A 21,151-nucleotide genomic window follows, 5' to 3' on the forward strand; every position below is an offset into this window, starting at 1 on the left:
CGACGTAGCCTCATCGGTGGTTCTACTATCTTTTGCGTCTAACGTTATGAAGGAGGGACGGAGTAGTAATGGCGGAGGCATCGGCAACACGAACGAGCAATCTCGAACTGGGCATTTTGCTGACTACCCTGGCGTTCTTCTTCGTCGCCGTCATGAGCGCTTTTGGAAAGATGGGGAAGGACGTGTTTAGCTGGGCTACCCCTCTAGCAATTCTGGCCGGTATCTTCTCGGCTATAGCGCTTGTTTCGGTTGGCCGCTTGAACACAACCGAGCCTTCTCTACGCATCCTCTTCTACTATTTCTTGATTTCCAGCATACTGACGGTGCCACTCTTGGCAACCAAGTGGTCTCCGCCTGAACCGAGGGCCTGGGTTTACCTGATTGGCATAGGCTTGACTATGGCTATCGCTCAATTTCTTCTCATTCTGGCTTACGAGCAGGCTTCACCATCCCGGGTTTCACCGTTTAACTACTCTGTGGTCTTGTTTTCAGGGCTAATTGGCTGGGTCGTCTGGGACGAGGTTCCCAACGCCTTGTCCCTGGTGGGAACCGTCCTGGTCTGTGCCGGCGGCATTCTCTCTGTAATCGGCCATCACAAGGTACACGGCCATCTTTCCATGAATCAGGTAAGGAACGAACTACCGATAGGGCAAGGCTAAAAGGAGGAGATGAAATGAAAGATAAGACCGTTAGCTCCGTCCCTGTTGAGTGCGTCTTTAGGGCTGAGGCGATTGTGGGGGAATCCCCTTTATGGTCTCCTCGGGAGCGAGTCCTTTATTGGGTGGACATTACCGGCCAAATACTCCATCGCTTCGACCCGAGGACAGCAACGGAGGACACATTCAATTTCCCTCAACCGGTAACTGCGGTAGGGCTTCGGAAGAAAGGGGGTTTGGTCCTGACCCTGCGGAAGGACTTCGCCTTCTTTAACCCCGATACCGGGGATTTGGAAATCCTCTCCGACCCGGAGGAGGACAAGCCTTATGACCGATTTAACGACGCCAAATGCGACCGGCAGGGGCGATTCTGGGCGGGGACGATGGATGACGTCAAATGGAACGCCCCTATGGGAAGCCTCTATCGGCTGGACCCGGATACCAAGGTTAATTGCATGCAGACGGGTGTTATCTGTGCAAACGGCCTGGGCTGGAGTCCGGATGACTCGGTGTTCTACTTCACGGAAAGTTTTCGGTACGGCATTTATGCTTATGATTTCGAACCGATATTAGGTAGCATCTCCAACCGTCGTCTCTTTGCCTCTCTAGACCGGGATTCGGATGGATTTCCGGACGGCCTTACCGTCGATGCCGAGGGGTTCGTCTGGAGTGTTCATAACTCTGTGGGCCGGGTGGTGCGCTACACCCCGGCAGGCACTGTAGACATGGTGATTGAACTGCCCGTGCCCCGTCCGACGAGTTGTATCTTTGGCGGGGAAGAACTTGACGTACTTTACGTTACCTCGGCAAGGGAAACCATGACCCCCGAGCAGATTGCCCGATTTCCACTGTCCGGGAGCTTATTCGCCATAAGGCCCGGAGTACGAGGGCTGCCCGAACCCTATTTTGCTGGATGACGGAGGGGACGAGGCGCTGCCCTGCCACTGCGCATTTTTATAGAGGCTGTGACAGAACCGTGGCTCAAAATACACTTATAATCATTCTGATGGGTGTCTCCGGTTCCGGCAAAACCACGGTGGGTAGGCTGCTTGCCGGGGAGCTGGGTTGGATGTTCTACGACGGAGACGACTTTCATCCTGAAGCAAATATCGAGAAGATGAAAAAAGGTATCTCTCTCACCGATGAGGACCGTAAACCCTGGCTTGACGCGCTCCAAAATCTGATTCTCGACTTGGTTAGAAACACTCAGTCCGCCGTCGTTGCCTGCTCTGCCCTCAAGAAGTCATACCGGGACATTCTGGTGAAGGACAAGGAGAATGTAGTATTTGTATACTTGGAGGGCAACTACGACCTCGTTCACCAGCGTCTTCTTGAACGGAAGGGTCACTTTTTCGATGTAAAGCTCCTGGAGAGCCAGTTTGAGACACTGGAGGAGCCGGAAGGCGTACTCACTATCAATATAGCCCAGGAGCCCGTGAAAATAGTTAGTCAGGTCAGACGAGGGTTGGGGCTATAGCTGAAACTAGAATAAGAACTGTTTTTGCTCTCTGATCTAAATCAATGATAACTCCCTCTTGCTTCTAAAGGGCTAATACTGTTTTGTCATAGCCACTTTCCATTGTCTGTGAAGAGTCCTTCGTCAGGCTCAGGACAGGCTCTACGACGAAGCGATCCCCCTCAGGCACGTCATTGCGAGGACCCTGAGCAAAGCGAAGGGGACGAAGCAATCTGTTGAGATTCCTCACGTTCGTTCGGAATGACACTTCGTGTCAGATTGTTTCGCTGGGATCTGAGGTAGCGATCAAGAGGGAGGAACTCAGGGAACCGCATCGCTCGCAATGACATGTTAGAGTGCATGCGCATATATTGATCTCCTGCGGCTTACCGCAAGGGGGGTTCATTTGTAAGGAAACTTGACTGGACAATAAATTTTCCATTATGATGATTTGGCGGTTTTGAGTAAAAGATTTCAAAGTTCTAATTCATCTTAGAGAAAATCATGAGCGAAGAAAAACTCAACAGAGCCTGGCATGAAAAGAACAGGATGCCCGATAGACCGACGATGAAAGAACGGATCAAGTGGCACCTCGACCACGTCAGAAATTGCGGCTGCCGGCCGATACCGAACACGGTTTTGGAGGAGATTAAAAAGCAGGGTATAGGAATAACTAAGCGGAAACAAGGGAAAAAAGAGGCGAAGAAGCCGGTATTTGAGCCGAGGCATAAAGCCGTCCTCGACTCTATCCTTCTGAATCATCCCGATGTGGTGGGAGGAAGGATGTTCGGATACCCGGCCTACTATGTTAATAAGAAGTTATTCGCCTGTGTTTATAGAGATGCTGTTGGAGTCAAGGTGCCGGAGGGAGTGGCTAGCCAGCTTTTATCAAGACCGCATATTACCCCATTCCAGCCCATGGGAAAGCCAAAGATGAGGGAATGGATACAGATAAATCGAAAAAGGTCGTCGGACTATGAGAAAGATATGGAAATTTTCGAGGCGTCGATAAATTTCGTGAAGAAACTATCGAAATGATAGTAAACAACTTGGCAAGCTCCGTTCACTGATTCGAAGGATGAAAGGATAGGTTCATTGTGGTGTTCATCCTTCGATAGTTCGACAAGCTCACTACTCAGAATGAGCGGGTTTATTTTAGGTTTGCAGCGGATGCAAGCATCCGCTCATCCTGAGCTGCGTCGAAGGATGTGGATTGTTGCGGAGCTCGCCCTTCGATAGTTCGACAGGTTCACTACTCAGAGCGAACGGCGTTATCGAAAGATTGTTCACTAATTGTGAATTCTGGCTTTGACGAACGGTCCTTTACTGAACTAACAATAAGTAGCTTCTCAAGAACTTTAAACCTCGGCATGGGTAAGATTTTTCCATCCGGGTCCAGGAGGGCAGCTTATCCCTGGATAGAGCTTACGCCGGGATGATCTGAAACCTCAAATTCTGACTATTACATCAGTCGCCGGCAGGCATAGTCTTGATGTAGTTCCTGAGTATCTCGCCGCGGCTCCTCACAAAGTCGTCCGGGTCCTGTTCGGCAATTGTTGCCGCCTGTTCCAGGACCGACCGGGATGCGCCCATATCCCGTAGCGCCATCAATGCATCGCCGCGTGTGAATGCGCTGCCACCAATCTTACCGATCTTGAGCAGGACCGGAGTGGCCTGCTCAAGAAGATAGCGCTTGACCTCCGGAGGGCTGTTACCATCGGGGCGTCCCATCCAGGAAATCTTGTCTATTAAGCGACGCCTGTCCTCGTCCGTCTTTGCCTGCTTTAACGCTTCGACCAGGGGTTTCAGGTCGCGGTCAGGCGAGACGTTACCAGAATCGATTGCCTCTTCTGCCTGCTCGATCAACGCCTCGTAATCGGGGCCAACAGCTAATGCGTAATCGGCCGCCAATATAGTCGCGACTAGCAGAAAGAGGTTAAGATGTCGTTTCCATTTCATCACGCTTTTCCTCCAAGAGGTTCATTTGTAACATAATCTGCACTCACCACAAAATACATTTTAATGCCAAAAAGTAATCATATATAATATTGGAAAGTTTATTTCTAAAAAATTCTGAGATAGCTTAAAACAAGTTAATATGGTTTTAGATAACTTCCATCAGGCCGTTATCAACTGGTTTCAAAGAGCCTTTGATACTCCCACCGAGATTCAGGCCAAGGCCTGGCCTGAAATCCAAAAACATCACAATACCCTCATCGCCGCCCCCACCGGGTCGGGTAAAACTCTGGCCGCATTTCTGGCCACGATTGATTACCTGGTCAAGCAGGGATTAGCCGGTGAATTGCCCGACCAGACAGAGGTGCTTTATGTATCTCCGCTTCGGGCTTTGAGCAACGACATAGAGCGGAACCTCCAGGTTCCGCTTCGCGGGATTCGAGAAGAGCTTAGTAGGTTGGGCTTACCAGAAATAGAACTGAGAGTACTGGTTCGCACCGGAGATACTCCCGCATCGGCACGAACGGCCATGATAAAAAATCCTCCGCATATCCTGGTCACCACACCGGAGTCGCTTTATCTCCTTTTGACCAGCAAAAACGGTCGAGCAATGTTGTCTAGTGTAAATACGGTCATCGTCGACGAGATACACGCCCTGGTAGGAAGTAAACGCGGCTCGCATCTATCTCTCTCTCTGGAGAGGCTAAACGCTCTGACCGGGAGGGAATTGGTCAGGGTAGGGCTTTCCGCTACACAAAAACCTATCGAGACGATAGCTCGTTTTTTGTTGGGTAGTGGCGGAATAGACCAGTCCGGTCATTTGGACTGTGTAATAATCGATGCCGGGCACAGGCGAAGGTTAGACCTGGGGATCGAGGTCCCTCGCTCGCCGCTCACTGCGGTGATGTCAAACGAGGTGTGGAGAGAGGTTTATGACAGATTAGAACAGCTCATACAAGAGCACAAGACCACTTTGATATTCGTCAACACCAGACGCTTAGCCGAGCGTATGACCCACAACCTGACGGAGAGGCTCGGCTCTCAGGTAGTTGCCGCCCATCATGGGAGCATATCGAAGGAACTCAGGCTCGATGCGGAGCAGAGATTGAAATCAGGATTGCTTAGGGCGCTTGTGGCAACCTCGTCATTGGAGCTGGGCATCGACATCGGCTCGGTAGACCTGGTGTGTCAGATAGGCTCACCAAGGTCTATTGCTTCGTTTTTACAGCGAGTAGGCCGTTCCGGGCATACGGTCAAGGGAACTCCCAAGGGAAGGCTCTTTCCTCTCAGCTTGGATGATTTGGTGGAATGTACAGCGCTCCTGGATTCGGTAAGGCGAGGCGAGTTAGACAACATTGTCATGCCGGAAAAGCCGCTCGACGTCCTGGCTCAGCAGATAGTGGCCGAGGTGGCCTCTCGGGAATACAAAGAAGACGAACTGTATCAGTTAATTTGTCGCGCGTACCCTTACCGGAATTTAACCCGTGGTCAGTTTGACGATGTGATAAAAATGCTCTCCGAAGGTTATGCCACCCAGAGGGGAAGACGGAGCGCATATTTGCACCATGACATCATGAATGAGCGACTGAGAGCGCGTAAAGGCGCGCGACTGACAGCAATCGTCTGTGGAGGCACCATACCGGACAATTTTGATTATGACGTTATACTCGACCCTACCAATACCTTCATCGGTACGGTCAACGAAGACTTCGCCATAGAGAGTGTGGCCGGCGATATTTTTCTTCTGGGAAATAATTCCTGGAGGATACTGGGGGTCACCGGGGGCAAGGTAAGGGTGGAAGACGCCCAGGGCCTGCCCCCGACCATTCCGTTCTGGTTTGGCGAGGCCCCGGGAAGGAGCGCCGAGCTGTCGCTTTCCGTTTCCAGGCTGAGGGAAGAGATTTCAAACAGGGTAGGGGACTTGAAAGAAATTGGCCAGGAAGAAGATGGAATCGAAAATTCCTCAGACGATAGCTGGAAGAAAAATTCACTCGGTTGGCTCACCGACGAGATAGGATTGACACCGGAGGCCGCCGACCAGTTGGTAACCTATTTGGCCACGGTAAAAGCCGCTCTGGGTGTAATACCTACCCACAAGACCCTAGTGATGGAGAGGTTTTTTGATGAAGCGGGAGCGATGCACCTGGTCATACATTCTCCATTCGGAAGCAGGCTCAACCGGGCCTGGGGTCTCGCTTTGAGAAAGCGTTTCTGCCGGAAGTTTAATTTTGAGCTACAGGCGGCGGCCACCGAGGATTCGATAATTCTGTCTCTCGGTGCTACTCACAGCTTTCCGCTCGAGGAAGTCTATACATACTTACACCCCAAGACCGTTCGCGATTTGTTGATTCAAGCCATGCTTGACTCTCCCATGTTCGAGGTGCGCTGGAGATGGAATGCCACCACTTCTCTGGCAGTATTGAGACGAAGGGCCGGGAAGAAGGTTCCTCCGGCTGTACAGAGAATACAATCGGAAGACCTAATCGCCGTCATCTTCCCGGATCAACTGGCCTGTCAGGAAAATGTTGTAGGAGACAGGGAAATACCCGACCATCCCCTGGTCAATCAGACGGTTCATGATTGCCTATACGAGGCGATGGATATAGAAATGCTTGAGGGTCTTTTGACCGACATACATGAAAACAAGATCGGCCTCGTAGCTCTTGACCTGAGGGAACCTTCGCCGTTGTCCGAACAAATCTTGAACGCCCGTCCTTATTCCTTCCTGGACGATGTGCCGCTCGAAGAAAGGAGAACCCACGCCGTTCAGAACCGCAGGTGGCTGGACCCGGCGGAGGCTTCTGATCTGGGCAAGCTGGATTTAGCCGCAATAAACGAGGTAAGAGAGGAAGCTTGGCCCCAGGTGGGGAATGCAGAGGAATTGCATGACACACTGGTTTTATGCGGGTTTCTGACTGTAGAGGAAGGCAAGAGGGGCGACGGCGTGAACGGGTGGGGAGGTTATCTTGAGGAGTTGATCGAGGAAAACCGCGCCGTTCTTTTGCGGGATAAAAAAAGCGGGAAGGAATTTTGGGTAGCCGCCGAACGCGTATTGCAGATGAAGGAAATCTATCCTCAAGCTACTCTTATTCCGGGGATTCAAATGCCGGAGAGGTTGATAAAGCGTTCATCTTCCGACGAGAATCCTTTAGTAGAAATTATTCGAGGGAGATTGGAAGCCCTCGGCCCTATACGCGCGTATACGATTGCCGAGACGATGGGGCTTTCTCTCCCAGAGATTGAGCAGGCGCTTATGGCGCTTGAGAACGAGGGTTTCGTTTTTCGGGGTCATTTCACACCGGATTTGGATGAACTGGAATGGTGCGAACGCCGTCTCTTAGCCCGTATCCACCGTTACACCTTGACAACATTGCGAAAGGAAATACAGCCGGTCTCCGCGGCAGATTTTATGCGGTTCCTCTTCTCCTGGCACCAACTGGATATCGAAGACAAGCCGGAAGGTCCCGAAGCCTTGCAGGAGGTACTCAAGAAACTAGAGGGATTTGAGGCGCCCGCCGCTTCATGGGAAGGGGATTTATTGCCCTCCCGAATGAAGGACTACGATTATGTGTGGCTGGATATGCTCTGCCTCTCCGGCAAGACGGTTTGGGGTAGGTTCAGACAACAGAGCAATTATTCAAATGGAAGTAAGAGCGCCGGTCCGATTAAGGCTACTCCCATTACCCTGGTCAACAGGACAAATTTGCCGATTTGGAAAAAATTAAGTGCACCTTCCAACGGCGGTTTGGAGAACTTGTCGCACGAGGCTCAGAAGGTTTTGGAATACTTGGCCAACCAGGGCGCTTCTTTCTTCGAGGATATCGTGGAGAAAACGGGACTAATAAGGGTGAAGGTAGAGGAAGCGATTGCCGAGCTTGTGGCTATGGGAATGGTTACGTCGGATAGCTATACCGGGTTGAGGGCACTTCTCGTTCATTCCAAATACCGTACGGTCAGGGGGAGACAAAAGCGGTCGAATATAAGCTTTAAAATGGAGCAAGCCGGACGCTGGTCTCTTCTGCATACTAACGGGCAGCCGGAGAACGACAGGAAGCTTGACAAAGAATCTTTAATAACGATAGCCAGGGCATTGCTCAGAAGATACGGTATCGTGTTTCGAAGGCTCATAGAGCGGGAGAATGTTGCTCCGCCCTGGAGGGAGTTGGTTCGGGTTTTGAGAACATTGGAGGCGAGGGGTGAATTAAGAGGGGGAAGGTTTGTCGAGGGTTTCTGGGGCGAGCAATTTGCCTTGTCCGAAGCAGTGGCCATGCTCAGGGACAAGAGGAGGGAGGCCAAGAGCGGGAAGCTCGTCTCGGTGAGCGCCGCCGACCCGCTCAACCTGACCGGAATCGTCACCCCGGGCAAGCGTGTTTCCTCTCTATTCAATAATCGCATTCTTTACAGAGACGGCGTGCCGATAGCGGTCAGAGATGGTAAAGAAATCAAATTCCTGGCCGAATTGGACAGGACGGAAAAATGGTATATCCACAGCGCCTTAATCAAAAGGAATATCTCGCCAAGGCTCCGAGCCTATTTGGGAAAGGGTGTGGTTTAGCATCAACAATATATGGGCACGTTCAAGTTGTCCTTCTGGAAGTTAAGCCCGACAGAGCTTAGAATAATTTTTATAACAGGAAACATCGTCTTGCTCTACTATCCCAGTGTTAAAATCTTTGGAAGAGCATTTTTGCTTTATGATATTGTCGGAATCGTATCAATCGTGGTGATGTCTCTCATGCTCATACCCTCGGTAATCAAAAACACAAAGTCCCTATACCATTTAGAGCGGATTTAGTAGTCCTAACTGGGTTACTCTTGGCTAACTCAAATCCTCGAAGAATCGGTGTCAAAGAGGAGAGGGGTGTTGAAATATCCGGTCTTTTTTTCTTCTCTGTTAATTTGGTTGCCGTATTCAAAGAATTTGATAAATATACTGGCTGCCATGAGTCTTAATGATTCGCAATCATAGACCTATCACTGAATTTTAGTTGTAAGGAAAGCATATATGCGTTCCTTACATTTCGATTCACAAGGGCTAGTGATAGGTGTTAATTAGGGTTAGCTGTTAAAGACCAGGTCTGACTGTAGATCATTTACACTTAAGCCTTCCGTTGTCGTTGTATATATCGCCGGAGCAATTCTTCCAGTTGATGCCCGTGTCACGCCAGCCGCCGTCTATTTTTTTACATTCGGCTTTTAATTGTTTTCCGTCCACCCAGATATCCCTACAACTCTGCTTGTAGCTCCCCTTGGGCAGTTTCTGGGATTGATTACACTTTAGCCTTCCGTCATCGTTAAATATATCCCCGTCACAATCCTTATAATTGATGTCCGAGTATTTCCAGCCGCCGTCTTTTCTCCTGCAATCAGCCTTCAAGTATTTCCCGTCAACCCGAATGTCCTTGCATGTCTCTTTGTAGCTACCTTTAGGTAAATGAGCCGGTCTCCACCGGTCACATTTCAGGTTTCCATTGTCGTTAACCACATACTCGCAGTCTCTATAATCTATCCTAGTCGCTGCCCACTCGCCGTTACGTTTTTGGCACTGGGCGATCAGAATAGGGCCAAGAACAGAGAAGTTTTTACACGTCTTGGTGAAGTCCCCGGGAGGTAGGTTTTGCGCATAGGTTGGGGCCGGTAGAGTAAGGGGAATTAGCAGTAAGGAAAATATTATTACAGGGTTAGTAAAATTTCTTTTCATCGTCTGTTCTCCTTCTATTACCGTCTGAATATACAGTTTTGCCTGTTATTGTCAATTTTGGCCAACGGCGGTGTATTCAACTCGGTGGCGATGAACCTAATCCTGTTATAATTAAGTCCATGCTTGAAAACCTCGAGCTTCTGCAATCGCTCCTCATCGCTCTGGCGCTGGGAATTCTGATCGGGGCAGAGAGGGGGATGGCCATTGCCCGTGAGGAAATAGAGGAGAAGAAAACATTTGCCGGGATTAGGACCTTTGCCCTGATCTCGCTTCTTGGTGCGCTTTCCCAGCATTTTACTAGCCAATTCGGAAGGCTTTTTTTTGTTTCCTCTTTTCTGGTTTTTGTATTACTGGTTATTGCTGCCTACTTGCAGACGTCGAAGGAAGAGAAAGACTTGGGGACAACCACAGAAATAACGGCCGTGCTCACCTTCCTCTATGGTGCAATGAGCATGACCGAATATCGGTTGGTTGCCGTTGCCCTGACTATTTTTACGACCGTTATACTATATACCAAGAAATACTCCCACGCCTTCATAACCCGCGTAACCGAGAGGGAATTCTATGCAACGTTGAAGTTTGCCATAATCGCTTTTGTTATTCTCCCGTTTCTACCACAAAATGATTATCTTGGATTTTTTAACCCCTATAAGATTTGGGTCGTAGTAGTGATAATCTCGGGCATTGAGTTTGCCAGCTATATATTGATGAAGCTCATGCCCCCAAGGAAGGGAATTGCCGTAATCGGCTTACTGGGCGGCATTGTGTCCAGCACCGCTTTTGTGATGAATGCTTCCCAGAGGAGCAGAGAGGAAAAGTCTTTGACCCATTCTCTGGCCTTTTCCTCCACTCTGGCCTCCTCGACTGTTTTTCTCAAACTGATTATCGAGGTTTATATATTCAACAAATCCATGGTCACGGAAGTTTCCATTCCGTTGGTGGCGATGTTCTTCTTGGGAATAGCCGGCTCTTTATTTCTCTGGAGAACAAGCATGAGAGAAGAAGAGATAGAAAGAATCGATTTAAAGAGTCCGTTCACCCTCGGTCCTGCTCTCAAGTTTGCGGCAATTTTTACGGCGATAATATTTTTTACCACGCTTGCAAGCACTCATCTGGGTACGGGAGGTATCTACCTTACATCGGGTCTGAGCGGGGTTGTTAACCTGGATGCCCCTACAGTCTCACTGGCCAATCTAGCCTATAAAGACATCACGGCGCAGGTGGCCACGCTGGGGATCGTCATAGCCGCATGTGTGAACACCGTGTCTAAGGTGGTAATTGCGCTTTTATTGGGCACGAGGGAATTCTCACGTCTGGTGGCCCTCTCATTTTCTTTCCCCACGGTCGGCGGACTGATATACATAGCCCTGTCGATTGTAGGGTTGATTTGATATTGATAACTCATATACAAAAAAATTTGATGAGTCGGGACTTACAGAAATCGTAGAAAAAAACCTTGAGGCACTTTCAAAATTGGGTAAAAAACGTTTTGGGGAACGCATATATGCGTTCCTTACATCCATTCGTATTCCGGAATATACCCTTCAAGGGGACTTGCTTAATCACTGCTAAATAATAATGTGTGTCCGGAACTTGATTATTCTCCCCAAGTGGGTATTAATTCCCTGTTTTAAACCATAAGTTAAGGCTATGACCAGATATGTAAATGGCTTGAACGGAACCGGTGCGGACGAAAACCGGTCTATTATAAACCGCCAGTTCGTGCTGATTACCCTCTCCGGGTTTATTTTCTTTTTCAACTTTCATTCTTTTTTGCTCTTGCCCCTTCGTATCAAAGAGCTGGGTGGAACCGAGTCGGATATAGGGTTTATCATGGGAGCCGCTTCACTCAGCACGATCGTTACCACCCCGGCGGTGGGTATATTGGTGGATAGATGGGGAAAAAAATGGTTCTTGGCCCTGGGCGGGTTAATTATGTCCCTTACCACTATTCCGTTTGCCTATATTCACACCCTGGATTTCCTTTTTCCTCTGCTCAGGCTCCTGCACGGAGCGGCCTTTTCTCTCTGCTTCATAGCGGCGGGGACGCTTACGGCGGATGTCTCTCCGGCTTCGAAAAGGAGCCAGGCGCTCGGGCTTTTCGGCGTTTTTACCATCGTGAATTATGCCCTTGCTCCGTTTATCGGTAGGCGTCTCGTGGAGAATTATGGTTTCAGCGGATTCTTCCTGATTGTTTTCATATTCGGATTTCTTTCTTTTCTGATTGCCCTGTTCATAAAGGAGCCTGAGAGTGAAACCAGTGATATGGTTATCAGGAACGGAATCTTCACGACCCTATTTCGAAAGGGGGTATTTGTTGCCGCATTCACCCTGATGATATCCGGCTCCGGTTTTATTCCAACACTGACATTCATCCCGGTATTCGCCAAGGAACTGAGGATTGAATCGTTCGACGTCTTCTTCATAGCCTACACCCTATCTGCCCTTTTGATGAGGATATTCGGCGGGTGGATACCAGACCGGTTTGGCAAAAAAAGATCAGCCGCTCCTTCTCTCCTCTTCTTTGCCCTGAGTATAATCTGGATAAGCCATGCTGCGAGTGTAACCGATTTCATAGAATCTGGAATTCTCTTTGGACTTAGCCACGGGCTTGTCTATCCTTCGATCTATGCCCTGGTTATTGATCTTTCTCCGGAAGCGGATAGGGGGAAGGCGTTTGCTATATGTAGCGCCTCTTTCACACTAGGCGGAATGCTGGGCTCTTTCATATATGGCTTAGTTGCCGAATATCGGGGCTTTCCCATTATGTACTTGTCTGCCGGGCTAGTTTGTATGACCGGGTTTATCGCTTTTACCCTTTTTGGAAGGGATAGGCCTTGATGCAGTTCTTATCTAAACGCAGCCGAATAAGTACACTAGCATCCTTCGAAGGACGAATACCTCAGGAACCACATCCTTTGATTGGACCCAGAGCCTGTCCTGAGTAGATCCCCGATTAAATCGGGGAAGGAATGAGCGGATGTACATCCGCTAGAAAAACATTAAAAAACTGTCATTGTAGAGACTCTTCACCGAGTTTATTCCCGGGCAGTGTTTAGACTGACTGCTGCAAATCACTACCTCAGGTCCCGGCGAAGTAATCTCTTATTTTGATAAGTATGAGTTAAAATAATATAAGTTAATTTTCAGGAAATAATCATGACCGACGGCATCAAGCATGAAGAGATAAAACTGCCCTTCCCTTCGCCGCCCTTCTGGGAGCTCTTGGGAATCGAGGTGACGGAGATGGGTGAAGGCTATGCCAGACTGGTTATGCCTTTTCATGAAAAACTTACTCAGCCCTACGGCATCGCCCACGGTGGAGCTCTCTTTTCCCTGGCCGATTCTGCCGCTGCCATAGCCATCTTGTCTGTTAGCGAGAGTTCAAAGAAATTTCTTACTGTGGAGATGAAAATAAATTTCCTGGCTCCGGTCAAGGAAGGAACTACGGAAGCCCGGGCCAGGGTCTTGAGAAGGGGAAGAGTCGTTCCGGTGGAAATTGAGGTTTTGAACAACAACGAACTGGTTGCAAAAGCGATTGCAACATATATAATTCTTGATGAAAACAAAAAATTATAGCCTTTTGATGCAAATAAAATTTAGAGACCTCGAGCCCCGAATCCCAAAAAATTTTCAAAGTCTAAATTCTCAATTCCAACGTTTAATTGGTCAAAAATTATAATTTGTTAAGGGTGTGGAGTTATGGTCGTCGGAGTGTTCATATCCTTGACGGCCACTCCCTGATTAGGTAGATAAGATAGCTCGAATCATGGAAAATGAACTGATAGCGCAGAGAAGACAGAAATTAGAAGAACTAAAAAATCTAGGAATAAATCCATTCTCCAACGATTTTAAACCTCTTAATGAATCGGCAGAAATTCTGGCTTCCTATGGGAGCTTTACCGAAGAGCAGTTGAAAGACTTAACCAGGGAGTTCTTGCTCGCTGGCCGTGTAGTAGCGATCAGGGATTTCGGGAAAAGTTTGTTTTTCCACCTCATGGACAGAACCGGGAAGATACAGGGATATGTGCGCAAAGACGTTGCCGGTGAGGATAGTCTGAATCTCTTCAAGGATTATGTCGACGTCGGGGACTTCATCGGGATTAAGGGAACCCTGTTCAAGACGAAGACCGGCGAGCTTACAATAAGCGTGAAAGACTTCCAGATTCTGACGAAGGCGCTTCGTCCTCTTCCGGAGAAATGGCATGGACTCAAGGATGTGGAAACCAGGTATAGGCAGCGATACCTGGATTTGATCTCGAACCCGCAAGCAAGGGATATCTTCGTCAAGAGAACAAGGATAATAAGACTATTAAGGCAGTTTCTGGACGATAAGGGCTTTTTAGAAGTAGAAACCCCCATACTTCATTCGGTGGCCGGGGGCGCTGCGGCCAGGCCTTTCAAAACCTATCATAATGCGCTGGATATGGAACTCTTCTTGAGAATTGCGCCGGAGCTATATCTAAAGAGGTTAGTTGTCGGCGGGTTGGAGAGGGTGTACGAGATTGGGAGAATGTTCAGGAACGAGGGAGTTTCCACCCAGCATAATCCAGAATTCACCATGGTGGAGCTTTATCAGGCTTATGCCACCTATGAGGACCTGATGGGGTTGATAGAAGAGCTTATCTGTTTCATCACCAAAAACCTTTTGGGCACGTTGGAGTTTAAATACGGTGAGCTGAATATAAACATGAATCGTCCCTGGAAAAGAATCAATATTATCGAATCGCTGAGGAGTCAACTGGGAGAAGATGTTCTTAAAGATGAGCAGAAGCTTTTCCAAAAAGCCGATTCCCTGGGAATAGCACACAGGGGGATAAAGGGAAAAGCGATGGTGGAGATATTTGAACATCTGGTGGGCACGAATATTGTTGACCCGACTTTTGTGTATGAATTCCCGCTCGACGTGTCCCCCTTGGCCAGGAAAAATGACCAGAACCCGGAGTTCACGGACAGATTCGAGCTTTTCATAGCCGGACGAGAGATTGCTAACGCCTTTTCCGAGCTCAACGACCCTATTGACCAAAATGAGAGATTCGTCAAACAGCTTGAGTTGAAAGCTAGAGGGGAGGAAGAGGTGCATGAAACGGATAAGGATTTTATCACCGCACTGGAACACGGGATGCCCCCCACCGCCGGAGCGGGGATCGGTATAGACCGTCTGGTCATGCTTCTCACAAATTCACCCTCGATCAGGGAAGTAATTTTCTTCCCCCATCTTAGACCCGAATGAAATACGAAATCTTCATCGGACTTAGATACCTCCGGTCAAAAAGAAGGCAGGCCTTTGTGTCGATCATAGGCCTAATATCCATCCTCGGTGTATTCATCGGGGTAATGGCCCTAAACGTTGTCCTCGGTGTCATGAGGGGGTTTGAGGAAGAGCTGAGGGAAAAGATATTGGGGGTAAACTCGCATCTGGTAGTCCTTAGCTACGACGGCCCGGTGAAGGATTATGAAAAAGTAACAAAAGAGGTATTGAACTTCAGGGATGTGGTCGGCGCTAGCCCTTTTGTCTATGGACAGGGAATGCTGGTCGGAGAAAACAACGTATCTGGTGCGGTTGTTAGGGGTATAGACCCGGAGACCGCCGGGAGTGTAACCAATATAGAGGAGGCCATCGGAAGAGGCGTTGTGGGGAGGGAAGAAAAGGCCAAAAGCGAGAAACTTGTAAGCGTAGGCAAAGAGATAATCCTTAAGCTCGGGAAGGATACAAAATCAGGAAGACCTCCCATAATTATTGGCCGGGAGCTGGCCACCACCCTGGGCGTTTCTCTTGGGGACGTGGTCAACCTGGTGTCTCCTTTTGGCCGGGTTGGTCCATTCGGCCCCCAAGCGAAGATAAAAAGGTTTGAAATTATCGGCATATCCGACTATGGGATGGTTGAGTACGATTCTTCTATAGCCTATATCGACTTGACGGATGCGATGGAGTTCTTCGAGATGGGGAACAGCGTTACCGGGGTCGAGGTCAAGCTGAAAAATATATACGAGGCAAAAAAGCTAGGCGAGGAAATCAGCACTCAACTGGGATTCCCATTTTACACCAGGAACTGGGAAGAGGTTAATAGAAGCCTGTTTCGAGCACTCCGTCTGGAGAGGATGGCCATAGCTATATTTCTCGGATTCATAATACTGGTCGCCGCCCTGGATATAGTCAGCACCCTTACCATGGTGGTTATGGAGAAGGGCAAGGATATCGCCATCCTACGGGCAATGGGTGCAACCCGTCAGGAGATCATGACCATATTCATAACGGACGGCATGATAATCGGGTTTATCGGGACCTTTCTTGGGACAATTGCCGGGCTGGGAATATGCTATCTGGTGAAAACTAGCGACGCCGTAAAGCAGCTCATTCCTTTTGATACCCAGGTCTATCCTGTTTCTGAGTTTCCAGTTAAAATTGAACCGCTTTATTTTTTGGCGGTGGCTTTTTTCAGCCTGCTGATATGTTTCTTGGCTACCCTGTATCCGTCGTATCAGGCATCCCAAAAGGATCCGGTCGAGGCATTGAGGTATGAATGAGGGAAAATTTATAGAGGTAAAGGGTTTAAAAAAGGTGTTCACCACCAATGGCAGCGAGGTTGCCGCTCTCAAGGGAATCGACCTGGAGATTAAAAGGGGAGAGACCCTGGCGGTCGTTGGCGTATCCGGGTCGGGAAAGAGCACGCTTCTGCACATACTGGGAACCTTAGACCGGCCCAGCGACGGGCTGGTGCTTTATGAGGAAAAGGACGTATTTAATCAGAATGAAAAGGAGCTAGCTATTTTTAGAAACCGGGAGATAGGGTTCGTGTTCCAATTTCATTATCTTCTACCCGAGTTCAGCGCAGTCGAGAACGTCATGATGCCGCTTCTCATACAAAGAATCGGCGAGAGGAGTGCTAAAGAATCAGCCGTCGCCGTGCTAGAGAGGGTTGGACTAGGTAATAGACTGGACCATCGCCCGGGGGAGCTTTCCGGGGGGGAACAGCAGAGGGTGGCGATTGCCCGGGCGGTTGTGTTAAAGCCAAAGGTTATACTGGCAGATGAACCAACCGGTAACCTGGATTTAGAGACAGGGGTATCGATCCTGGAATTGTTCTTGAAACTTAACCAGGAAGAGGGGATAACATTAGTTTTAGTTACCCATAATCCGGCTGTGGCCACGCGGCTCAAAAGGAGAATTAAACTCTTGGATGGAAGAATCGTTGATGAAACCTAACAGCTCTGATGCCGGGCGTTTGATACTGTTCTTTATAACTATCCTATTCAATATTGTTTTCTTCCCGGGCTTGGGACATGCGGAGGAGGAGAACGTAGTTGGTATTGATATAAGGGGCAATAACCGGGTGGAGACCGAGCTAATAAGGGTCAACATATCCTCTAAGACCGGGGAGCCTCTCTCTCCCGGGACGGTCAGCGAGGATATAAAGAGAATCTACAAACTGGGATTTTTCGAGGACGTGTCTGCAAAAGTAGAGAAGACCGATGAGGGGTTGCTCCTTATTTACGAGGTTAAGGAAAAGCCGGTGCTGGTAGACCTCCGGGTCAGGGGAAATAAGGAAGTCAAGAGTGACGAGATCTTGGAGGTTGTGGATGTAAAAGAGGGCAGGATAATCGAGCTTGAAAAAGTGCAAAAAAGCGTCGAAGCCATACAAAAGCTTTACTCCGGAAAAGGCTTTCATGGTACGATCGTGGATTATAATATCGAACCCAAGGGTGAAGGAACCGTCGGCTTGACATTCGACATAAGGGAAGGCAAGGAAGCCTATATAAAGGAAGTGGAGATAATCGGAAATAAGGCAATAAAGACCAAAGAAATAAAGAAAGAGATTTCTGCCAAGCCAAGGTATTTCCTCTCCTTCATTACCAAAAGAGGCTTATATAGAAGGGAAGACGTGGAGAATGATACTGATAGGATCAGGCTTCTCTATCTGGATAAGGGATTCCTCGATGTTAACGTCAGCAAGCCGGAGGTAGAATACAGCGAGGAGAAAGAGGGATTCATAGTTACTTTCAGGATTGAGGAGGGCAGCCAGTATAACGTAGGCCAAATCGACTTCCAGGGTGATTTGCTCGAGCCAGCCGAGGAGTTGAGCAAGCTTCTTAAACTGAAGAGCGGCCAGGTTTTCAGCCGCGCCGACCTGGCCGAGGATATCACCAAGCTCACTACATTTTACGGAGACAAAGGTTATGCATTCGCCAACGTCGAACCGAGCTTCAGACAGTTTAAAGAGAATCTCACCGTAGATATAACCTTTAACATAGAACAAGGCCAGCAGGTGTACGTAAGAAACATAGACATAGTGGGAAACAGAAGGACCCGGGATAAGGTTATAAGAAGGGAAATTCCGATCGAGGAGCAGGAGCTTTTTAGCTCGACAAAGATACAAAACATCAAACCGCGGGTTTTTAGGTTGGGTTATTTTGAAGACAATATCGAAGTGGCCACAGAGCGGGTGCCGGAAGAGGATGATAAGCTCGACGTCAAGGTTAAAGTAAAGGAAAGGCCCACGGGCTTCTTTAGCGTTGCCGGGGGATTCAGCTCGGTTGAAACCTTTATCTTTGCCGGCCAGATTCAGGAGTCCAATCTTTTTGGGTACGGGAAGACTTTAACCCTTTCTGCCCAGATTGGCGGCGTCACCCGTCTCTTTTTCCTCAATTACCAAGACCCCACTTTTCTCGATACTAACTGGACGTTTGATATAGTCGCCTTCAACACGGACAGAGAATTCCAGGATTTTGATAGGGCGTCTTACGGCGGGACCATAACCTTCGGCCGGGGAATATGGAAATACCTGGGGGGGAGGGTGACCTATAGGTATGAAAAACTGGACATAGAGGATGTGGCGGGAGACGCAAAACTGATAATCGACGAAGGACCTAGGACAATAAGCAGCTTCGGTCTTGGTCTGATATGGGACAGCCGCGATAATTTAATAGACCCGTCAAAGGGGAATATTAGCCGGTCGTTTGTCGAGTTCGCCGGGCCTTTTGGCGGCGATACCGATTTTATCAAGTACACTTTGTCGACCAGGTTTTTCTTCCCGCTATGGTTTAATACGGTGTTCTCAGTTTTAGGACAGTATGGCATAATAGACCTTATGAACGTGGGCGATGACCTGGTTGTAGGCGAGAGGTTTTTCCTGGGAGGGCCTAATTCGCTCAGGGGATATGAGTTCAGGAGGGTTGGTCCACGGGTTCCTACGGAGGATGGAGGCTTCGTGATCATAGGCGGGACGCAGGAGCTTCTATTTAGCGTTGATTACATAATTCCGATACTACCGCAGGCCGGACTTAAAGGGGTTTTGTTCTTTGACATGGGCAACGCCTTTAATGATAACGAGGACTTAACCTTTAACCCTGCTGACCTCCGGAAAGACGTTGGCTTCGGGTTCAGGTGGGTATCGCCTTTGGGGCCTCTCCGGTTGGAGATCGGCTTTCCCATAGGTAAAAAGCTTTCCGGTGAGGATCCTTACGAGGTACAGTTTACTATAGGCACTTTATTTTAATAATTTTAAGGAGGCAAGTATGAAACTTTTTATGTTAACTCTGAGTTTGCTGGTCGGAATTTCCGGCCTGGTATATGCCCAGTCCTCTGGAAAGGTAGGCTATATAGACCTCCAGCGGGTCATAAGGGAATCACAGGCGGGTAAGACGGCAAAGGCATCTTTCGAGAAGGAGTTTCAGCAAAAAAGGGCCATAATAGAGCAGAAAAAGCAGAGGCTCGACAGCATGAAGCAGGAGTTTCTCAGTCAAACCTCGGTCATGGGCGAAAGTGCCAGGAAACAAAAGGCCGAGGAGATTGAAAGGCTGGAAAAGGAATACAACAGAACAAGGGATGATTTTAGGGACGAGCTACAAAAGCGGGATTTTGAACTGACCCAAAAGATTCTATCGGAGCTGGAGAGTGTGATAAAAGAAATTGGGGATTCTCAGGGATACTCCATGATTTTTGAGAGGACTGAGGCCGGTGTGGTATATGCCGGCAAGGACGGCGATTTAACCGACCGGGTCATACAGGCATATGACAGCAAAAAGGCTGGGGCTAAGAAGTAATAGGAAGAATGAAATGGGTTATAATCCCCCTTTTTTGAGTGACTTATATGGTCGATAGTGCATTAAATACGGTAATGGACAAGGAGCAGATAAAGCGGCTTATTCCGCACAGGGAGCCCTTTCTCTTTGTGGACAAGGTAATTGACTTTGAGCCAGGGGTCAGAATTCTGGCGGTAAAGAGATTTGACCCAAAAGATTATTTTTTCGAAGGCCACTTTCCTGGAAAACCTATCGTGCCGGGCGTTATCATAGTCGAATCCCTGGCACAGGCCGGGGCTATCTTGGTTTACGCCTCCCAAATGGAGGAACTCAGGGGAAAACAACCAGCCTTGGTTGGGCTTGAAAGTGTTAAGTTCCGGAAACCGGTTCTACCCTCCGATGAGGTTAAGCTTCAGGTGCAAATTTTAAAGAAAAGGTCGCAGATGTGGAGAATGCATGGCGAAGCTTTTGTGGGAGAGGCTAAGGTCTCGGAAGCCGAAATACTAGCTTCTCTATTTTGAATCCCGGCCATTATACCTAATAGACCGCCAGGATTTGACAAATTCGATAGATATATGATAGTATATAACCTTTTATAGAATACTCACGTACCATTCCTAAATTCAACTTGATGCAAAATACAAGAGAACTGTCTTCAGTGTTCGGAAGCTGGCGTAGCTCAGTGGTAGAGCAGCTGACTTGTAATCAGCAGGTCGGGGGTTCAACTCCCTTCGCCAGCTCCACCGCCAAGATGCAGGATATTGCAAATAATATTGAAGACGTATCGTGCATCTTTTCTGACCAGGGGGAGTTGGCCGAGTGGACAATGGCACCAGACTGTAAATCTGGCGGGGCAACCCTACGGAGGTTCGAATCCTCCACTCCCCAAAACAATTTTGGATTTCGGATTGGGGATTTCGGAGGAAAAGGTAGTCTTTTAAAATCTGCAATCCGCAATCTGCAATCCGCTATTGAAACCGCGGGAGTAGCTCAGTTGGCTAGAGCGTCAGCCTTCCAAGCTGAGGGTCGCGGGTTCGAGTCCCGTCTCCCGCTCTGCTGGTGTATGGCCCACGTAGCTCAGACGGTAGAGCACATCCTTGGTAAGGATGTGGTCGGCGGTTCGAGTCCGCCCGTGGGCTCCGGGTTCTTGGGAGTGTGATAACTAACTAAGGAGGTAAGGGTACGATGTCGAAGCAGAGATTTGAGCGGGGGAAGCCGCATTTGAACATAGGGACGATAGGGCATGTGGATCATGGGAAGACGACGTTAACGGCGGCGATAACGAAGGTATTGGAGAAGCAGGGGCGGGCGAAGTTTGTGAAGTTTGAGGAGATAGACAAGGCGCCGGAGGAGAAGGAG

At 48.8% G+C, this 21,151-nt stretch carries 18 protein-coding genes and 4 tRNA genes; 20 read left to right on the plus strand and 2 right to left on the minus strand.

The genetic code is table 11. The annotated features are described in order from the left end of the window. The first annotated feature begins 68 nt into the window (after positions 1-68). The 4 genes from VNN20_18035 (at position 69) to VNN20_18050 (ending at position 3,150) form a co-directional block, all read left to right on the plus strand. Complete coding sequence (locus VNN20_18035; protein ID HWP94088.1) at positions 69-659, plus strand: DMT family transporter; 591 nt, start codon at positions 69-71, stop codon at positions 657-659. Positions 660-673: 14 nt separating this feature from the next. Next, positions 674-1,573: an SMP-30/gluconolactonase/LRE family protein gene (locus tag VNN20_18040; protein HWP94089.1), complete on the plus strand. Its 900-nt coding sequence runs from the start codon at positions 674-676 to the stop codon at positions 1,571-1,573. 59 nt (positions 1,574-1,632) lie between these two features. Then, a complete protein-coding gene (locus tag VNN20_18045; GenBank protein HWP94090.1) occupies positions 1,633-2,133 on the plus strand; it encodes a gluconokinase in 501 nt (166 codons plus the stop codon). Between the two features lie 483 nt (positions 2,134-2,616). Further along, a complete protein-coding gene (locus tag VNN20_18050; protein HWP94091.1) occupies positions 2,617-3,150 on the plus strand; it encodes a hypothetical protein in 534 nt (177 codons plus the stop codon). Positions 3,151-3,579: 429 nt separating this feature from the next. Here the strand turns inward: VNN20_18050 and VNN20_18055 are convergent, their stop codons facing one another. Continuing rightward, positions 3,580-4,071: a hypothetical protein gene (locus VNN20_18055; GenBank protein HWP94092.1), complete on the minus strand. Its 492-nt coding sequence runs from the start codon at positions 4,069-4,071 to the stop codon at positions 3,580-3,582. A gap of 139 nt (positions 4,072-4,210) precedes the next feature. Here VNN20_18055 and VNN20_18060 point away from each other — a divergent pair, with 139 nt between their 5' ends. Together VNN20_18060 and VNN20_18065 are read left to right on the plus strand one after the other, a co-directional pair. Then, positions 4,211-8,623, plus strand: a complete 4,413-nt coding sequence (locus tag VNN20_18060) for a DEAD/DEAH box helicase (GenBank protein HWP94093.1) — start codon at positions 4,211-4,213, stop codon at positions 8,621-8,623. 12 nt (positions 8,624-8,635) lie between these two features. Further along, on the plus strand, positions 8,636-8,863 hold the full coding sequence (locus VNN20_18065; GenBank protein ID HWP94094.1) for a hypothetical protein: 228 nt from the start codon (positions 8,636-8,638) through the stop codon (positions 8,861-8,863). 294 nt (positions 8,864-9,157) lie between these two features. On the opposite strand, the gene VNN20_18070 is transcribed toward VNN20_18065, so the two are convergent. After that, the gene (locus VNN20_18070) at positions 9,158-9,769 is read right to left on the minus strand and encodes a CVNH domain-containing protein (GenBank protein ID HWP94095.1); all 612 of its coding nucleotides are present in this window, start codon (positions 9,767-9,769) and stop codon (positions 9,158-9,160) included. Between the two features lie 119 nt (positions 9,770-9,888). Here VNN20_18070 and VNN20_18075 point away from each other — a divergent pair, with 119 nt between their 5' ends. The 14 genes from VNN20_18075 to VNN20_18140 form a co-directional block, all read left to right on the plus strand. Continuing rightward, positions 9,889-11,160 carry an MgtC/SapB family protein gene (locus VNN20_18075; protein HWP94096.1) on the plus strand — a complete coding sequence of 424 codons (1,272 nt, stop codon included), beginning with the start codon at positions 9,889-9,891 and terminating at the stop codon, positions 11,158-11,160. 259 nt (positions 11,161-11,419) lie between these two features. After that, positions 11,420-12,610 (plus strand): MFS transporter, encoded by a 1,191-nt coding sequence (locus VNN20_18080; GenBank protein HWP94097.1) that lies wholly within the window; start codon positions 11,420-11,422, stop codon positions 12,608-12,610. A 318-nt stretch (positions 12,611-12,928) separates the two neighbouring features. Then, positions 12,929-13,348 carry a PaaI family thioesterase gene (locus tag VNN20_18085; protein HWP94098.1) on the plus strand — a complete coding sequence of 140 codons (420 nt, stop codon included), beginning with the start codon at positions 12,929-12,931 and terminating at the stop codon, positions 13,346-13,348. A 190-nt stretch (positions 13,349-13,538) separates the two neighbouring features. Continuing rightward, positions 13,539-15,002 (plus strand): lysine--tRNA ligase, encoded by a 1,464-nt coding sequence (gene lysS, locus VNN20_18090; GenBank protein ID HWP94099.1) that lies wholly within the window; start codon positions 13,539-13,541, stop codon positions 15,000-15,002. Beyond that, positions 14,999-16,297: an FtsX-like permease family protein gene (locus VNN20_18095; GenBank protein ID HWP94100.1), complete on the plus strand. Its 1,299-nt coding sequence runs from the start codon at positions 14,999-15,001 to the stop codon at positions 16,295-16,297. Before lysS ends, VNN20_18095 begins: the two co-directional genes overlap by 4 nt. Then, positions 16,290-16,976: an ABC transporter ATP-binding protein gene (locus VNN20_18100; GenBank protein HWP94101.1), complete on the plus strand. Its 687-nt coding sequence runs from the start codon at positions 16,290-16,292 to the stop codon at positions 16,974-16,976. Before VNN20_18095 ends, VNN20_18100 begins: the two co-directional genes overlap by 8 nt. After that, complete coding sequence (gene bamA, locus VNN20_18105; protein HWP94102.1) at positions 16,966-19,266, plus strand: outer membrane protein assembly factor BamA; 2,301 nt, start codon at positions 16,966-16,968, stop codon at positions 19,264-19,266. The genes VNN20_18100 and bamA overlap by 11 nt, the downstream gene beginning before the upstream one ends. A 19-nt stretch (positions 19,267-19,285) precedes the next feature. After that, a complete protein-coding gene (locus tag VNN20_18110; GenBank protein ID HWP94103.1) occupies positions 19,286-19,813 on the plus strand; it encodes an OmpH family outer membrane protein in 528 nt (175 codons plus the stop codon). Positions 19,814-19,860: 47 nt separating this feature from the next. After that, positions 19,861-20,313 carry a 3-hydroxyacyl-ACP dehydratase FabZ gene (gene fabZ, locus VNN20_18115; protein ID HWP94104.1) on the plus strand — a complete coding sequence of 151 codons (453 nt, stop codon included), beginning with the start codon at positions 19,861-19,863 and terminating at the stop codon, positions 20,311-20,313. A gap of 147 nt (positions 20,314-20,460) precedes the next feature. Then, positions 20,461-20,535, plus strand: a tRNA-Thr gene (locus VNN20_18120). A 62-nt stretch (positions 20,536-20,597) separates the two neighbouring features. Next, positions 20,598-20,680 (plus strand) — tRNA-Tyr (locus tag VNN20_18125). A 91-nt stretch (positions 20,681-20,771) separates the two neighbouring features. After that, a tRNA-Gly gene (locus VNN20_18130) sits at positions 20,772-20,845 on the plus strand. Between the two features lie 13 nt (positions 20,846-20,858). Further along, positions 20,859-20,931: transfer RNA gene (locus tag VNN20_18135), tRNA-Thr, on the plus strand. Between the two features lie 46 nt (positions 20,932-20,977). Next, positions 20,978-21,151: GTP-binding protein (locus tag VNN20_18140; GenBank protein HWP94105.1), on the plus strand; the 174-nt coding region annotated here is incomplete at its 3' end.

This window comes from Thermodesulfobacteriota bacterium (genome assembly GCA_035559815.1).
Taxonomy (GTDB): Bacteria; Desulfobacterota_D; UBA1144; order Nemesobacterales; family CSP1-2; genus DATMAT01.

Excerpts from the sequence above, each read along its gene's own strand:
- VNN20_18035 (HWP94088.1), top strand. The coding sequence starts at position 69 with ATGGCGGAGGCATCGGCAACACGAACGAGCAATCTCGAACTGGGCATT.
- VNN20_18040 (HWP94089.1), top strand. The coding sequence starts at position 674 with ATGAAAGATAAGACCGTTAGCTCCGTCCCTGTTGAGTGCGTCTTTAGG.
- VNN20_18050 (HWP94091.1), top strand. The coding sequence starts at position 2,617 with ATGAGCGAAGAAAAACTCAACAGAGCCTGGCATGAAAAGAACAGGATG.
- VNN20_18055 (HWP94092.1), bottom strand. The coding sequence starts at position 4,071 with ATGAAATGGAAACGACATCTTAACCTCTTTCTGCTAGTCGCGACTATA.
- VNN20_18060 (HWP94093.1), top strand. The coding sequence starts at position 4,211 with ATGGTTTTAGATAACTTCCATCAGGCCGTTATCAACTGGTTTCAAAGA.
- VNN20_18065 (HWP94094.1), top strand. The coding sequence starts at position 8,636 with ATGGGCACGTTCAAGTTGTCCTTCTGGAAGTTAAGCCCGACAGAGCTT.
- VNN20_18070 (HWP94095.1), bottom strand. The coding sequence starts at position 9,769 with ATGAAAAGAAATTTTACTAACCCTGTAATAATATTTTCCTTACTGCTA.
- VNN20_18075 (HWP94096.1), top strand. The coding sequence starts at position 9,889 with ATGCTTGAAAACCTCGAGCTTCTGCAATCGCTCCTCATCGCTCTGGCG.
- VNN20_18080 (HWP94097.1), top strand. The coding sequence starts at position 11,420 with ATGACCAGATATGTAAATGGCTTGAACGGAACCGGTGCGGACGAAAAC.
- VNN20_18085 (HWP94098.1), top strand. The coding sequence starts at position 12,929 with ATGACCGACGGCATCAAGCATGAAGAGATAAAACTGCCCTTCCCTTCG.
- lysS (HWP94099.1), top strand. The coding sequence starts at position 13,539 with ATGGAAAATGAACTGATAGCGCAGAGAAGACAGAAATTAGAAGAACTA.
- VNN20_18095 (HWP94100.1), top strand. The coding sequence starts at position 14,999 with ATGAAATACGAAATCTTCATCGGACTTAGATACCTCCGGTCAAAAAGA.
- VNN20_18100 (HWP94101.1), top strand. The coding sequence starts at position 16,290 with ATGAATGAGGGAAAATTTATAGAGGTAAAGGGTTTAAAAAAGGTGTTC.
- bamA (HWP94102.1), top strand. The coding sequence starts at position 16,966 with ATGAAACCTAACAGCTCTGATGCCGGGCGTTTGATACTGTTCTTTATA.
- VNN20_18110 (HWP94103.1), top strand. The coding sequence starts at position 19,286 with ATGAAACTTTTTATGTTAACTCTGAGTTTGCTGGTCGGAATTTCCGGC.
- fabZ (HWP94104.1), top strand. The coding sequence starts at position 19,861 with ATGGTCGATAGTGCATTAAATACGGTAATGGACAAGGAGCAGATAAAG.